Source organism: Natronomonas sp. (genome assembly GCF_036625485.1).
Classification (GTDB): domain Archaea; phylum Halobacteriota; class Halobacteria; order Halobacteriales; family Haloarculaceae; genus Natronomonas.
Window position 1 is genome coordinate 1 of record NZ_JAZKTR010000056.1, and the last position, 14,486, is coordinate 14,486.

General features: G+C 65.7%; 15 protein-coding genes. 7 read left to right on the top strand and 8 right to left on the bottom strand.

Annotated features, from left to right (window positions below; genetic code table 11):
• The coding region (locus V5A53_RS07410) for an FAD-dependent oxidoreductase (RefSeq protein WP_332312951.1) at positions 1 to 1,101 on the top strand (1,101 nt) is incomplete at its 5' end.
• 6 nt (positions 1,102 to 1,107) lie between these two features.
• On the opposite strand, the gene V5A53_RS07415 is transcribed toward V5A53_RS07410, so the two are convergent.
• From V5A53_RS07415 to V5A53_RS07425, 3 genes are read right to left on the bottom strand one after another with little or no spacing between them, the layout of a single operon-like run.
• Positions 1,108 to 1,710, bottom strand: a complete 603-nt coding sequence (locus V5A53_RS07415; RefSeq protein ID WP_332312952.1) for a rhomboid family intramembrane serine protease — start codon at positions 1,708 to 1,710, stop codon at positions 1,108 to 1,110.
• 45 nt (positions 1,711 to 1,755) lie between these two features.
• Positions 1,756 to 2,700 (bottom strand): DUF368 domain-containing protein, encoded by a 945-nt coding sequence (locus V5A53_RS07420; protein WP_332312953.1) that lies wholly within the window; start codon positions 2,698 to 2,700, stop codon positions 1,756 to 1,758.
• Positions 2,701 to 2,711: 11 nt separating this feature from the next.
• Positions 2,712 to 5,513: an oligosaccharyl transferase, archaeosortase A system-associated gene (locus V5A53_RS07425; RefSeq protein WP_332312954.1), complete on the bottom strand. Its 2,802-nt coding sequence runs from the start codon at positions 5,511 to 5,513 to the stop codon at positions 2,712 to 2,714.
• Positions 5,514 to 5,649: 136 nt separating this feature from the next.
• Here V5A53_RS07425 and aglJ point away from each other — a divergent pair, with 136 nt between their 5' ends.
• Positions 5,650 to 6,588, top strand: coding sequence for an S-layer glycoprotein N-glycosyltransferase AglJ (aglJ, locus tag V5A53_RS07430; protein WP_332312955.1), 939 nt, complete (start codon positions 5,650 to 5,652; stop codon positions 6,586 to 6,588).
• Here the strand turns inward: aglJ and V5A53_RS07435 are convergent.
• A complete protein-coding gene (locus V5A53_RS07435; protein WP_332312956.1) occupies positions 6,585 to 6,914 on the bottom strand; it encodes a hypothetical protein in 330 nt (109 codons plus the stop codon). The two genes, aglJ and V5A53_RS07435, sit on opposite strands and share 4 nt — an antisense overlap.
• 106 nt (positions 6,915 to 7,020) lie before the next feature.
• Between V5A53_RS07435 and V5A53_RS07440 the strand changes: the two genes are divergently transcribed.
• A complete protein-coding gene (locus V5A53_RS07440; protein WP_332312957.1) occupies positions 7,021 to 7,230 on the top strand; it encodes a ribbon-helix-helix domain-containing protein in 210 nt (69 codons plus the stop codon).
• Here V5A53_RS07440 and V5A53_RS07445 read toward each other — a convergent pair.
• Complete coding sequence (locus tag V5A53_RS07445; protein WP_332312958.1) at positions 7,218 to 7,658, bottom strand: hypothetical protein; 441 nt, start codon at positions 7,656 to 7,658, stop codon at positions 7,218 to 7,220. The genes V5A53_RS07440 and V5A53_RS07445 overlap by 13 nt on opposite strands.
• Positions 7,659 to 7,858: 200 nt before the next feature.
• Between V5A53_RS07445 and V5A53_RS07450 the strand changes: the two genes are divergently transcribed.
• Positions 7,859 to 8,011: a DUF7503 family protein gene (locus tag V5A53_RS07450; RefSeq protein ID WP_332312959.1), complete on the top strand. Its 153-nt coding sequence runs from the start codon at positions 7,859 to 7,861 to the stop codon at positions 8,009 to 8,011.
• A gap of 13 nt (positions 8,012 to 8,024) precedes the next feature.
• Here V5A53_RS07450 and V5A53_RS07455 read toward each other — a convergent pair whose 3' ends face one another.
• Both V5A53_RS07455 and V5A53_RS07460 read right to left on the bottom strand, forming a co-directional pair.
• Positions 8,025 to 10,097, bottom strand: coding sequence for a hypothetical protein (locus V5A53_RS07455; protein WP_332312960.1), 2,073 nt, complete (start codon positions 10,095 to 10,097; stop codon positions 8,025 to 8,027).
• 128 nt (positions 10,098 to 10,225) lie between these two features.
• Positions 10,226 to 10,891 (bottom strand): hypothetical protein, encoded by a 666-nt coding sequence (locus tag V5A53_RS07460; protein WP_332312961.1) that lies wholly within the window; start codon positions 10,889 to 10,891, stop codon positions 10,226 to 10,228.
• Between the two features lie 132 nt (positions 10,892 to 11,023).
• Here V5A53_RS07460 and V5A53_RS07465 point away from each other — a divergent pair, with 132 nt between their 5' ends.
• Positions 11,024 to 11,725 carry a VOC family protein gene (locus V5A53_RS07465; protein WP_332312962.1) on the top strand — a complete coding sequence of 234 codons (702 nt, stop codon included), beginning with the start codon at positions 11,024 to 11,026 and terminating at the stop codon, positions 11,723 to 11,725.
• A 27-nt stretch (positions 11,726 to 11,752) separates the two neighbouring features.
• Here V5A53_RS07465 and V5A53_RS07470 read toward each other — a convergent pair whose 3' ends face one another.
• Positions 11,753 to 12,043, bottom strand: a complete 291-nt coding sequence (locus V5A53_RS07470) for a DUF5779 family protein (protein WP_332312963.1) — start codon at positions 12,041 to 12,043, stop codon at positions 11,753 to 11,755.
• 111 nt (positions 12,044 to 12,154) lie between these two features.
• Here V5A53_RS07470 and V5A53_RS07475 point away from each other — a divergent pair, with 111 nt between their 5' ends.
• Both V5A53_RS07475 and V5A53_RS07480 read left to right on the top strand, forming a co-directional pair.
• A complete protein-coding gene (locus tag V5A53_RS07475) occupies positions 12,155 to 12,400 on the top strand; it encodes an Rdx family protein (RefSeq protein ID WP_332312964.1) in 246 nt (81 codons plus the stop codon).
• A gap of 48 nt (positions 12,401 to 12,448) precedes the next feature.
• The gene (locus V5A53_RS07480; protein ID WP_442928579.1) at positions 12,449 to 14,425 is read left to right on the top strand and encodes a DEAD/DEAH box helicase; all 1,977 of its coding nucleotides are present in this window, start codon (positions 12,449 to 12,451) and stop codon (positions 14,423 to 14,425) included.
• Positions 14,426 to 14,486: the final 61 nt, after the last annotated feature.

Genomic DNA, 14,486 nt, shown 5'->3' on the forward strand with positions numbered 1-14,486 from the left:
TCCGGGACGACCGGCCGGTCTCATGGCCTCCTGCACAGCGGCGCGCGCTATGCAACCGCCGACCCGGAGGGTGCGGCCCACTGTATTCAGGAGAATCGCATCCTTCGAGACATCGCTGGCGCGGCGGTCGAGACGAGTGGCGGGCTCTTCGTACAGTTGCCCGATGACGACCCCGACCACTTCGAGGCCCGACTATCGGCCTGCCATGACCTCGATGTCCCCGCTACTGAACACTCCGCGAGCGAGGCCTGCGACCGCGTGCCCGACCTCGCGGAGGATGTCCAGCGCGCCTTCGAAGTTCCCGACGGCGTCGTCTATCCCTCGCGGCTCGTCGCCGCGACTGCCGAAAGCGCCCGACAGCACAGTGCGACGATCCGGACCGAAACGCCCATCGAAGGCGTTCGCGTCGATGACGGGCGAGTCGTCGGCGTCGAGGCCGACGGCGAGTTCGTCGCGGCCAACCACGTCGTCAACGCCGCCGGCGCATGGGCCGGCGAGGTCGCCGCGCTCGCGGGACTCGACATCGAGATGGCACCGACCAAGGGCGTCATGGTCGCCGTCGACCGGCCCACTGTCGACCCCGTCATCAACCGCTGTCGGCCGCCCTCGGACGGCGATATCGCCGTCCCGCACGAGGAGGGGGTTATTCTCGGGACGACGAGCACGCCGGTCGAGGACCCCGACGCTCCGCCCGCCGACGACGGCGACGAATCAGCCGAGGCCGTCGAGGCGATGCTTCAAGAGGGCGCCGCCATGCTGCCGGCGGTCGCCGAGGCCGATATCGACCGCGTCTACTGGGGCGTCCGGCCGCTGTACGGTGGCGGCGAGGGGCGCGGCCGCGATGCCTCCCGGGGGTTCCAGGTCTTCGAGGGCGCCGACGACGGCCGCCCCGGCATGACGACGGTTACCGGCGGCAAACTCACGACCTACCGACTGATGGCCGAGGCCGTCGCGGATGCGGTCTGTGGCCGCCTCGGCATCGACGGGCCGTGTCGAACGGCCGAGGAACCCCTTCCCGCCGACGACCCCGACGTACTCGACGAACTGGTCGCCGAATTCTGTACCGACTACCCCGCCGACGAGGACATCGTCCGCGTGTAATTGGGCCTACACGGCGTCCGTACGGGACCGTTCTTTTGCAGGGTCGCTGGCGTGCAGCAACCGGTACCGTCCTGCGAGCGCGCCGACGAGGAATCCCATGAAGTGAGCGACGAGCGCGACGCCGGGCGAGGCGGTCGTGAGAGTGACGAGTCCGCCCAGTATCCCGACCACGACAAGCGACCCACGAAACCCGAGCGAAACCCACGACAGCAGGTAATTCGAGGCGGGATTACCGACCAGCAGGTAGCCGAACAGACCGAAGATGGCGCCGCTGGCGCCGATGACCGACCCGCCGCCGAACGGCGCCATCGCGATGACCTGCGCGATTCCCGCCACCATTCCCGAGAGGACGAAGAAAGCGTGATAGCGGAACGGCGTCGAGAGGTACGAAACCGCGGGACCGACGATGGCCAGGGCGATGGTATTCGCCGCCAGATGGCTGGCGTTCCCGTGGGCGTAGACGCTGACGACGAGCGTCCACGGGTGGTGGTCGAGGGGGAGTGCGAGCGCGAAGGCGGCCGCACCGAGGCCGACCGCGCTTCCGGAGACCTGCACGAGGAAGACGACGGCGAAAAGCGCCAGCGTCGTCATCGTCGGATAGCCGTCCATACCCGTCGTTCGGCCGCAAGCGATTTCAACGCGGTGGCTCGCCCATCAGTATTCGAGGTCGTCCGTGTAGGCATCCAGCGCGAAGACGGCGGCCGCGCCGACGACGAGCGGCGCGACGACGACCAGTGCCGTGGTCGCCGACAGGCCGTCGGCGTTCGTGAGGACCTCCGTCGCGGGCAACCGGAGTGCGCCGACCATCAGGCTAACGAGGAACGTGAGCGTCGCTTCCCGATACCGGTCCAGCGCCGCCCGAACCGCGTAGGCCACCGAGAAGACGCCGACGAGCGCGCCGCCGAGGAATGCCGCGAGCGGCGCCAGCGTCGCCAGAAGCGGTCCGGGGTCCCCGCCAACCGCGGCGACGACACCTTCGAACGCGCTCCGCGGAAGTCCGCTGACGTACTCGTACTGGCCCAAGACGAGCAGGAGAAAGGCCCCCGAGATACCCGGCAGGACCATCGCAGAGATAGCGATAGCACCGGCGACGAACAGCATAGGTAGCGACGACCCCGTCGCGCCGTCGAGCGCAGGGTCGGTCACGATGAACGCGATCACGAATCCGACGACGGCGACGACGCCACGCCGTGGTGTCGCCGCGTCGACGTATCGATACAGGACCACCGCCGAGGCGGCGATGAGTCCGAAGAAGAAGGCGTAGGTCGGGGCCGGATACTCGACGACGGCGGTGTGCATCGCCGTGGCGATGGTCGCGGCCGCCGAGAGGACACCCGCGCCGAGAACGAGCAGGAAGGGAACGTCCATCCGGACCAGTTCTTCGGAGAGGGCGGCCCGGCCAGAGGCGGTATGAACCCGAGCCAGATCGCCGAGGACGCTCGGGTCGAACGAGGTGAGGGCGGTGATGAGTCGCTCGTAGACGCCGACGATGACGGCGATGGTCCCACCGGAGACGCCGGGGACTGTGTCGGCAGCGCCCATACAGGCGCCCTTCAGGTAAACCGTCAGCCACGCGCGGGCGCCGGTGGGTCCGTCCATGTGGCTTCGAGTTACTCCGTCGAGTTCTGGCTATCGCCGCTCTGCTGGGCGCTCGATGGCGCGCGGCCCTCCTCGAGTTCGACCTCCACGGCGGTGTCGTTCTCGCCGAGGACCTGTCCCTCGGTCACCTCGGCGGGCGCGCTCCACGGCGTCCCGACGGGGCTGTCGTCCTCGCTTTCGACCGCGAGGAACTCGTATGAGCTGTTGGCACGGACGTTCACGTCCGTGTAGCCGGCCTCGGTTCCGTACTCGTCGTAACCCGTCGTCGAGTAGGGCACGACCATCTCCCAGTTCCCTTCGTCGTCCGTCTGGGCGAACTGGTTGTAGACGAACGTTTCGCCGGTCGATTCGATACGCATCTCGACGCTGGCCTGCACCTCGGTGTTCGGCGGCCCGGTCCCCTCTATTTTCGCACCCTCGACGCGCTCGAACGTCTTGACGTAGGAGTGCTGTCGTGCGGGCTGGCCGTATGCTCGGAAGAAGGGCGCTCTGGCGCCGTTCTCGCTGGCGTGGACCAGCCGGAAGTGCTCGAGCGCTTCGACGCGCTCGCTCGGCTGGCCGAGGATACCGCCGTGGATGGCGGTGGGGTCCTCTTGGGCCGCCTGACGGGCCTCCTCGGAGGTATTGTACCGCTCGATGGGCTGTTGGCCCCGTTCGACCGGTGTGGCAACGCCGTCCTCGGGATAGTACTCGCCGAAGTTCATGACGAACCGCGAGGGTTCCTGTGCGCTACCGTGGTGTTGATAGAGCCGCACGCGCATGCTCTCGAACCCACGCTGGGTTTCGGCTCCGTATAGCGGCCGGCCGGTCTGTGGGTTGACGACCGTCACGCCGACGTCGCTCGAACTGACGTTGTGTTCGTCCTCGAAGGCGGTCGGCGCGTTGTACTTGGTCGTGCCGGCGAAGCCGAGCTGGTAGTCGACCATGACGTACCGGACGCCCTCGCCCTCGCTGCTGTCCTCCTCGAGGATGTTGACGGCTTCCGTCTCGTTGTCCGCGAGCAGGAAGTCGGCGGATTCGGTCGCGTGTTGCTGGAACGGGTTGGCGACCGGGACCCGCTCGCCGCGGGTGGTTATGTAGTGGCCGTAGTCCCACCATGCGAGGACGCCGTATTCACCGTCCTGATACTCGAAGTCAGACGTCGGTTCGTAGGTACCGTAGTACTCGAGACGGGTGTCCTCCGCACCGCTACCGTAGGCACCGGGTTCGGGCGTGTTCTCGTCCATCCAATCGAGGCTATCCGCCCACTGCTGCATTTCGCCGGGCTGGGAGGAACGGTCCGCCGCGCTGACCGTCGCGCCGGTCGCGACCAGCGGCCCCGCGACGACGAAGAGGATGGCGAGGACGATGAGGATCTGATACGGTTTGACGTTCGTGATGTCGCGTCGAACGTCATCGAGGTCGACGAACTGGTAGATCCAGCCGACGAGGAAGGCGTTGCCGGCGCCGACCGCCGCCACGAAGTAGTAGTCGAAGCGGTTCTGGGTCAGCGTGAACAGCAGCATCATCACCGCGAACACGAGGATGAACAGCTGTTCTCCGCGAGGGCGCTCGGTGGCGAGTCCCTTGTAGGCGAGCAGGACGAAGCCAGCGAGGGCGGTGAAGAAGCCGAGGCCGTAACTCCCGTAGAAGAACTGTCCGGGGTTGTCGACGGCCTGTGCCTCGCCGACGGTCGCGGCGGTGTCGGTCGATCCGAGGCCCGCGACGCGGGCGACCTGCGTGGTGAAGAAGTCGAAGACGTCCGGCAGCGCGACGGCCACGATGCCGACGATGACGAGGCCGACCCCGAGGATGCCGGCGGGATACGCGATTCGAGGTACGTCGTCGAGGCGGTCCCAGAATCGGGCGACGCCGGCCATGAAGACGGTCCCGAGGGCGACGAGGAAGGCGAGCAGCGGTTGGGCCAGCGAGATGCTGGTCGTGTTGAATCCGGACACCTCGATGAAGGGAACCAGCAGCACCGCCGCGACGAGCATGGCGACCGCCGTCGGGATGGCGACGTGGTCGGGGCTGTAGCCGCGGACGAACTCGACCGAAAGGTGGACGAACAGGAAGACACCGAAGATGCCGAAGAGGAACATCGCCGGCGGCCAGACGAGGACCGCCACGACGATTGCGACGCCCAGTGCAACGCCCCACTTCAGTGGCTCCTTCAGGAGGTCGAACTCCCGGGTTTCGATGAACTCGTAGATGGGCTTTTCACGCTGGGCGACGGTCACCATGACCATCCCGGTCCAGAGGACGACGAAGGCAGCGAGCGCCTCGGCGACGCTGTGGTCGTAGAAGCCAGCGACGCTTCGCGAGAGGAACCCTCCTGGCGTGAGCGCGAGAACGAGGACGGCGATGAGGCCACCGAATCGACCGCCCAGTCGCTTGCCGATGAAGTACACCGGGATGGCACAGAGGGTGCCGATGACCGGCGCCGCGAGGAGGGTGGTCGTGACGATGGTCGATTGGTCGGGCGAGCCGAGGCCGACGACGAGGGCGACCGTCGCGACGACCTGATCGAACAACGTCCCGAACTGACCGACCTGTTGGCCGGTATCGAAGCCGGTCCACGGGTCGAACGGCATGTTGAACGGGAAGTTCTCGATGACGTAGTTGGTCGTCCGGTAGTGGTAGTAGGGGTCGTTGCCGCGGTAGAGCGGCTGGCCGTCCGGGCCGATGTGGCGGGTGTAGTGGCGCGCCCGTACCCACAGCATAAAGACCATGAGGGCTGCGAGAACGGGGAGGTGGTACAGTTGGTATACCGTGTCGATTTGGGACTCGTATTCGTCGAGTCGTTCCTCGAGTTGGTCCCACCGCTTACTCATTGCTCTGACACACTGGCAAAACGCGCATAAGCCTTTTCCATTGGGTATCGCGCCGCGAACCCGACGCCCCACGGCGAATGGTCTGCTTCCGACGGAAACTGGGGCTTTTTAATGCTTGGTCTCCCACGGTCAGGCGATGCCTACCCGCGACGACGTGTGTGTCCTCCTCCCGACGCTGAACGAGGCCGAGACCATCGGCGACGTCGTCGACGGCTTCCGTGAGGCCGGGTTCGAACACGTCCTCGTCGTCGACGGTGACTCCGAAGACGACACCCGCTCGATCGCACGCGACCACGGCGCCGAGGTCCTCACCCAATCGGGCAGCGGGAAGGGACAGGCCGTTCGCGAAGGGGTCGGCTCGATCGACCAGCCCTACGTCCTGATGGCGGACGGCGACGGAACCTATCGGCCGGAGGACGCCGACCAGATGTTGGACCCTCTCTTCGAGGGACGGGCCGACCACGTCATCGGCGACCGCTTTGCGGACATGGAAGCGGGCGCGATGACCCGACTCAATCAGGTCGGGAATCGGCTTATTAACCGGCTGTTCTCCGTGATTCACGGCCGGGACCTGCAGGACATCCTTTCGGGATATCGGGCCTTCAGTCGGGAATCCTTCCAGCGGTTCCAGCTAAACGCCGACGGCTTCGGCATCGAGACCGAACTGGCCGTCGAATGCGTCCGTCAGGGCGTCGAGACCGAAGTCGTCCCGATCAGCTATCTGGCCCGACCCGGCGGCTCGGAGACGAACCTCCATCCGCTGAAGGACGGTGGCCGAATCATCCTGACCCTCTATACGCTCGCGCGGACGAACAACCCGATATTCTACTTCGGGAGCGTCGCCTTCGCCGGGATGCTTCTCGGGATCGGCCTCGGCGGGTTCGTCGGCTACGAGTACTTCGTCAACGGTATCTCGCGAGAGGTCGTGGCGCTGTTGTCGGCGTTCACGATCCTGCTATCCTTCCAGATACTGATGTTCGGTGTCCTCTCGGACATCATCGTCTCGGTCAACCGCGAACAGACCCGCCGACTCGAGGATATCGCCGAGCGACTGCGCGAACTCGACGACGATTAGAAGGGAAGCATCGACCGGAGTCGGCCGAGGACCGTATTGCTCGCCCGCTCCCGTTTGGCCTCGAAGACGGGATGGAGGGCGTTCAGTAGTTCCTGTCGGGTTTCGAATCGCTGGAGATGCGTGTTTTCGAGGGCGCGTTCGAGGGAGATCGTATCACCCGCCGCATCGTAGGGTATCTCGGGGTTACCGAGTTCCGCCAGTAGTTCCGCCTGTGTCTTCGGGAACACGAGGTCCGCCTCCTCGAGGTGTGCGTCCAACGCCGCGATGCCGAACGCGACGGTTTCCGGCTCGTCGTCGTCGCTTTGCTGTGGTGGCCGAACTCCCATTATGATCCGATAGCATCTACACCACCGTAAATACCTGCGGACTCGGACGACACTAACCGGCCGCCGTTGGACAACGCCTATCCGCTCTGCCGCCCTCCCGGCCTATATGACCGACTACACGACGGTATCCATCCCGAAGGAGTTGGCCGACCGCGTCGAGGAGACCATCGAGGGAACGAGTTTCTCGTCGACCAGCGATCTCGTTCGGTTCCTGCTGCGGAGCATCGTCATCCAACACCAACAGCACGACCAACTGACCGAGGCGGATTTCGAGGAGATCACCGAACAGCTACAGGAACTGGGTTATCTGGAGTAATCTTCGGCAGCGGATTCGTCTTCGTCCGTTTCGAGTTGCCCCTCGGGCGGTTCGGCGTCGATGATCTCGAGCGGTTGTTCCTCACCGGCGCGATCGAAAGCGGCGACGTCCCCTTGCTCGTAGGGCGGCACCGCGATGAGAACGATCCGATGGAGGTCGTCGGTCGTCGTCAGTTCGAGATGGCCGCTGGGATGCGAGAGGAATCGCCCATCGGCATCGGGCGTCGAGAGGTCCATCCCGAAGACGGCAGTGACGGACCCGCCGGTACCGGGGAGGTACATGTCGGTGAATACCGGCGTCCCCGCCGGGAGGTCCGTCTCGAACTCCTCGGCCGGTGTCGCGGCGAGGGAGACGTTTACCGACTCGGGGTCCCGGTCGGCCGCCAGTTCCAGCAGGGCGGTCAACAGGCCGTGCGTGATATAGACCACGACCCTGCTAGGGGCGCTGGCCCACAAATACCTTCATACGGATCCTCGTACTCGTCTACCCGAAATCGCTGCCGCTGGTTCCCGAGGTTATCACCACCGATCGTCCTCCTGTAATCTCTGTTTGATTCACCAGCAGATGCTTTTTACGTATACATACTGACAAAATTTTTATAAATTTCCCTCGCCTCAGTCCAACCGTCATGTCGAATGATACCAAGCAGAACGATTCGAGCACCGTTTCGGAATTCCTCGCGGACCACCCGAAGATGACGGGCGTGCTGTTCACGATGCTACTGTTGCTCACACAGGCCGGCGCCGTTGCGGCCGGCGGCGGCGCCTACCACGGACCCTAACGGAGCAGACTTTTTATTCCGCGTCTGATACGGTCGCCCGGTCCGACCACGTGAACTCCCCGTCGAGCAGAACCGGAAATACCGACGTCGAGAAGTACTCTCGTATCTCTTCGGCCGTCACCTCGAAGGTCGGCAGCGTGCCGGGGCAGAGATACACCTCGTCGACGCCGGGAATCGCGGGCCGAAACTGGGTTCCCATCCCGCCTTCGCTCGTCGGGTACGTCGACACCGTCAGGTCGTAGCCGTCGGGCGTCGAGTCGACTGCTGCCAGCAGGGCCACGCCGGGTTCGACCTGCGCGATGTCGGCGTTCCCGTCGCCGATGACGAGGTACTGCGAACCGACGATACTCCTGTCCCGAGCGATGTTGAGTCCCGACCGGAGCGGGAAGCCGTAGTTGAGTAGTTTCGCCAGCGTCTTTCCGATGCGGACCGCGCCGCTGTTGATGACGTCATCCAGCGTGACGACACCGCCGATGGCGCCGTTCTCGATGAGATGACGACCCTGCTGGTAGGACCGGCAGGCGTTCAGAAAGAAGATGTCCAGCGACACGTCGTCGAGCGTCGCGGCGTCGACCTTGCCGTCGGGACATTCCAGCCCCTCGTCGTCGACGTGGCCGATGTAGTGGAAGAAGTCCACATCCGACTCCAGGAGCAGACGGAGCCGCTGCGTGTTCAGCCCCTCGTAGACGGTCACGTCCATCGGCAGTTCCTTCCGGGAGCCGTAGACCTGCTCGACGACGTTCCGTTCTTCGAGCATCTGGTCGTCGTTACAGACCACAACTATCTCGATGGGGCCGTCCCGCCGGTCCCGGTCGAGGCGGTTGCGAAAGGCCGCAGGGAGCGCCTTGCTCGCGCCCATCGGCGCGCCGTCGCCGACCCACGCCTGTTCGAGGGAATCAGCCTGTTCGGGTTGGACCGTAGAATTCGTATCGTGGCTGTCGGTGCGGGTGCCGTCGGGCCCGCCTTCGAAGGGTGACGGTGACGTCGATGTGGTAGTCGGGGTCGACGGCGAGCGGATGACCGACAGGTCGTTCACGAGGAATGGGAGGGTTTCGAGGCTCTCGGATTTCGGTTCGACCCGAGCGCTGAGTTTCCACGTCGGGATGTACTCGGCGATGGCTTCGTAGGGGACGTCCATGTAGGCCGTCAACCGGTCGGCGTTGGACTGGCCATAGCGGTCCGATACCGGGATGTCGAGGCGGTCTTCGATTACGCGTCGCTCGTAGAGTGGGACCGTTCGCGGACCCGCGGTCCGGACGATACAATCGAGGAAGAATGTCCGCTTGAGGGTGTGTTCGACCGCGGTTTCGAATCCAGCGGCACCATCGAGACCGTATGATTGGCCGTCGACGATCAGCCGTGGCTCGGGACCGGGTCTGACCGGCGCGCCGAGGTAGTACGCCAGCGGTGCGACGACGAGTACGTCCCGGAGGCGCTCGGGTACCTCGACGTGGACGTCCTCGGCCGGCGGTGTCAATCCCGACGGAACCGACAGTTCGTCGCCGCGTTCGATGGCCGGCGGATGGCCCCGAAGCGTCGGATACGACCGTTCCGAACTCGTCGTTTTGAGCGCGCTGCCGAACGTCGAGACGGCGGCCATCACGTCGGTGGGGTCGTCCGTCGTCGTTACCGTCGCCGCGGGTCGTTCGTGATACGAGCGGGCGCCGATACGAACCGTCTGCGGCCGCTCGAAGCTTATCTCCAGTTTGGCCACCTGTGCGTCGACCTCCATCGGTCCTCGGACCGTCGCGTAGATCTTGACCGGTCCCGAGAGTTCGAGGACGTATTCGCCCGGCCCGAAGGAAGTGGTCCGAAAGTACTCGATATCGGCGGGACCGTCCGGCCCGTGGACGAAGCCTCGGGAGACCTCGTCGAAGGTGAGTCCGTCGGTAGTGACGGAAACGGCAGTATCGACCGGCGAGCGGAACGCGTCCGCGTCGGCGGGGGCCGGCTCGACCGAGTCGTTCGTCCGAATCTCGCAGCGGCGTCGCTCGATGCGGTCGTCGATACGGAGGCCGAAGCCGCCGTCCATCGGCTGTACCGACACGCGGTCCGCCGCCCGACCGCCACTCTCATCGGAACCCATCACCTGCGGTATTCCCTGTCGCGAAAAAAGGATGTCGACAGGGCCTTTCAAGCGAATCGTTGTCGGCTATCACCGGTCGTCGCTGACCCGTACTGGCGACGACCGGTACATCGTTACAACGACCCGTATCAGAACCCGAGGAACGCCTTGGCACTCTGCAGGTACAGTTTCGGTGCCCGAGTCCGGGAGCCAGCGATAGCCGACCTGATCGCCTCGGCGACGTCCTCGTCGAGTCCCTCGCCGTGACCGACCAGCAGTCGCTCGGGGTCGTATCGCTTCAGGGAGCGGGGCGGAAGCAGGCGAAGCATCGGATGGACGCCGACGCGCTCGCGGGAGGTCGTGAAGTACTCGACCGTCCCCAGTGCCTCGGGAACGACGAGGGTCTCGCCGTCGAAGAGGACCGCCTCCTGCCACCCCGGGTTATCGATGAGGCGGTCGACCTCGAAGCCGGCGATCTCGTCGTCGAACCGCTCGATGGGAGCGTCGATATCGTCCTCGACGCCGTTCATCCACGATGGGATGTGGACGGCGACGTCGTGACGGGTCGCGATAGCGGCGGCATCCCGCTTGTGTCGGTCGAGCAGGACGATGACGCCCGCTACGTCGCCGTACTCGGCGAGCAGGTCGTCGAGTCCCTCGACGTCGACGGGATCGATGACCCAGACGTCGCCGTCCCGTTCGACCGCGTGGGAGGCCCGTTGCATCGTCTCGTCGGGGTAGGCGATCCATCCGACGCCGGCCTCGTGGCGGTCGATAACTGTCAGGTCTCCCGACCCGGACTGTTTCATCGGCATATCCGTATGCAGGGCCGGAACGCGCTTAAAGCCCCGAGAGCCGGCAGCCCCCGCCATCCGTCGACCCGCTTCGTGGCCGCCGCCATGCACCCGTCCCGTGGCTTTATCGCCCCGCGGCCCCCCGTACGGACCATGCTGGGAGCCTGCCGCTGGTTGGCGCTGGAGGCCAAGTATCCCGACCCCGTCGCCGATTTCTACCGAACACATCTCGACGCGCCGGTCGTCGCCGAAGCCGACCGGGAGGTCGCACTCGACGTCGGCGGGGGCTCGGAGATCAGGTTACGCCGACCGGACGGTGTTCCCCGGGGTGGCCTCCACACCCACTACGCGATGGCGTGTCCGTCCGACGCCTACGACGCGTGGTGGGATCGCCTCGACGAGGAGTTCGACCTACAGGAAGTGGATTTCGGTGGCATGTCATCGCTGTACTTCTACGACCCAGAGGGCAACTGCGTCGAGATCGGGAGTCGAGGCGAGCCCGCCGGAACGAGTGAGCCGACGCTATCGGGCGTCTTCGAGGTGGTCTTCGAAGTCGAGGACCTGCCGACCGCCGAAAGTTTCTACACCGACCTCGGTTTCGATATCGTCGACCAGGGCGACGAGCGCAAGCGGACGCGGCTGACGACCGGCCCCTTCGACATCGAACTGTGGGAGCCACATCTCGGCCTCGCGGACGCCCGCGGCGGCGTCCACGTCGACGTCGGCGTCGTCTCGCAGAACCCGATGCAGGCCGCCGACTCGGTGGCCGCACGGGTGACCCGACGCGAGTCCGTCGAGGAGGGGCTCCGCATCCGGGACCCCGACGGCCATTACCTGACGCTCGTCGACCAGTAGCGGTCTCGACGGGGGCCGTCAGGCCAGCTATTCTAACCGGTCGGTATCGATGTCTCGGCCCGGCGGCGAGACGACGAGGAAGTCACGGAAATGCATGAGTTCGCCGCCGATATCGCGGATATCACGGGCGAACGGTGCCGCGAGTTCGTTCAGGTCGCCCTCGACGTTCAACACGAGGATATCGTCGTTCTCGACGTGTTCGACCCATTCGATGGGGTCCGTTGTTCCGTCGAGAACGCCGAGAACCACCCGGCCACCGCCCTCCGGCTCGTCGAGTTCGCCTTCCGCCGTCTGTAAATCGAGGTCGAAATCGCTCATACCCGGAGGTGTCCCACCGGACCGGAAAAAGTCTACCCCACTCCCCGTCCCCGCTCGCAAACTCTGCCAACAGCTTCATGACTTATTTTTGATGAGGTATATCCGTCCGGTGTGGTACACATCAACGTCGAGTACTGCGCGGCTTCCCGCCTCGGCGGCGAGGCCGTCACGACTCAGCGCGTGCTCTCCGACCGGTTGCGGAAATACGACGAAATCGAGGCCATCTCGCTGGACCCCTCCAGCGAACGGACCTTCCAGGTCAACGTCAACGGCGATTCCGTCTGGCGGGCCGACCCCGACGAGGACATCGACCCGATGGAAGCCATCGCCGCGGTTCGGCAACGCCTTTCGGCGTAGCCGCCCCGACGCGGGCCGCTTTTGTCCGCCCGCCACGTAGGCCGGGTAGTGACTGACGACGCCGCCACCGACGCCGCCGCAGACGCCGATAGCGAATCCACGGAGGACGAACGAGCCTCGGAGGCCTCGGCCGACGAGTCCGAACCGTCGGTCGACATCGAGACGTTCTACGACGCGCTGGAGGACCGTGCCCGTCCGGTCGTAACCGCCAGCGAAGTCGCCCGTATCGCCGACTGCTCGCAGGCGGCGGCCGCCGAATCCCTCCAGGAGTTGGCCGACGACGGCCGACTCGACCGCCTCGACGTCGAGCGCGACCCCGTCGTCTGGTTCCCCAGCGACTACCGGGAGACGGCCGCACGTGAACGCCTGACGGTCTTTCCGAAGCGGCGCGAGATCATCGCCGACCAGCCGACCCAGTTCACCCGCGCGCGACTCTCGCAGTTCGCTCACCTCCGGGATACGAACCACGAGTCGGGCTACATCTACGAGGTGCGCGAACAGGACATCTGGAACGTCCCCCACGAGACCTACGAGGAGTTGCGAACGACGATTCGGTCGGCGCTGGGCGGCCGATACGAGGCCCTCGAAGAGTGGGTCGAAGGCCAGTGGGAGCGGGCCCACAAGTTCCGGCTTGCGACCCACGAGGACGGCTACGTCGTCCTCGAAGCCCAGAGCGCCGACCTGCTCGGCAACGTCGCCGAACAGCACCTCGCCGACGGCGTCCTGCGGGCACGCATCGGCGATACGACCGCGTGGGTCGCCGACGACAGGACCGCCGAGGTCAAGCGCACGCTCTACGAGGCCGGCTATCCCGTACAGGACCACCGCGACCTCGAAACTGGCGACGACCTGCCGGTCGACCTCACGCTCGACCTCCGGCCGTATCAGGCCGACTGGGTCCAGCGGTTTGCCGACGCCAAATCGGGCGTCCTCGTGGGGCCACCGGGGTCGGGCAAGACCGTCGCCGCACTCGGCATCATGGCCGACATCGGCGGCGAAACGCTGATTCTGGTTCCTTCCCGGGACCTCGCCGCACAGTGGCGCGAGCGCATCCTCGAAGACACCACCCTCACGCCCGAGCAGGTCGGCGAGTACCACGGTGGCTCCAAGGAGATTCGACCGGTCACCATCGCTACCTACCAGACGGCGGGGATGGACCGCCACCGGATGCTGTTCGATTCCCGGAAGTGGGGCCTCATCGTCTACGACGAGTGCCAGCACATCCCCTCGCCAGTGAGTCGCCGAAGTGCGGACCTACAGACCAAACACCGCCTCGGCCTCTCGGCGACGCCGATTCGGGAGGACGACAAGGAACAGCAGATATACACCCTCATCGGCCCGCCCATCGGCACCGACTGGGAGGCGCTGTTCGAGGCCGGCTACGTCGCCGAACCCGAGGTCGAACTCCGGTATCTGCCGTGGGCTTCCGAGATGCACCGCAACGAGTACGGCTCCAGCGAGGGCCACGAGAAGCGCCAACTCGCGGCGACCAATCCCGCCAAGATTCAGGAGATTCAGGCCATTCTCCGAGCTAATCGCGGCTCGAAGGCCATCATCTTCGTCGAGTTCATCGACCAGGGCGACGCCATCGCCGAGGCGCTGAACGTCCCCTTTATAAGCGGCGAGACGCCGCACGCCCGCCGAAGCCGTCTGTTCGGCGAGTTCCGGTCCGGGTCGCTCGACACCATCGTGGTCTCGCGGGTGGGCGACGAGGGCATCGACCTTCCGGATACCGAAGTCGCCATCGCCGCTTCGGGCCTGGGCGGTTCGCGGCGACAGGGCGCCCAGCGGGCCGGTCGGACGATGCGACCGGTCGGGAAGGCACGGATGTACGTCCTCGCGACGCGCGGCACGCGTGAGGAGGATTTCGCCCGCCAGCGGACTCAGCACCTCGCCGCCCGCGGGGTTCGCGTCCGGGAAGCCGACCCCGAAGCCTTCGGTGGCGGGCGCGTCGCCGGCGAGGACGACGAGACGACGACGCTCAACGGGCCGGAAGCCGAGAGCCCGACGGCCGACGAGGAGTAACTTCAAACCGGTCGGCCGCCATGTCTCGGTCGTGACGAACGGCGACGACACCGGCGACGAC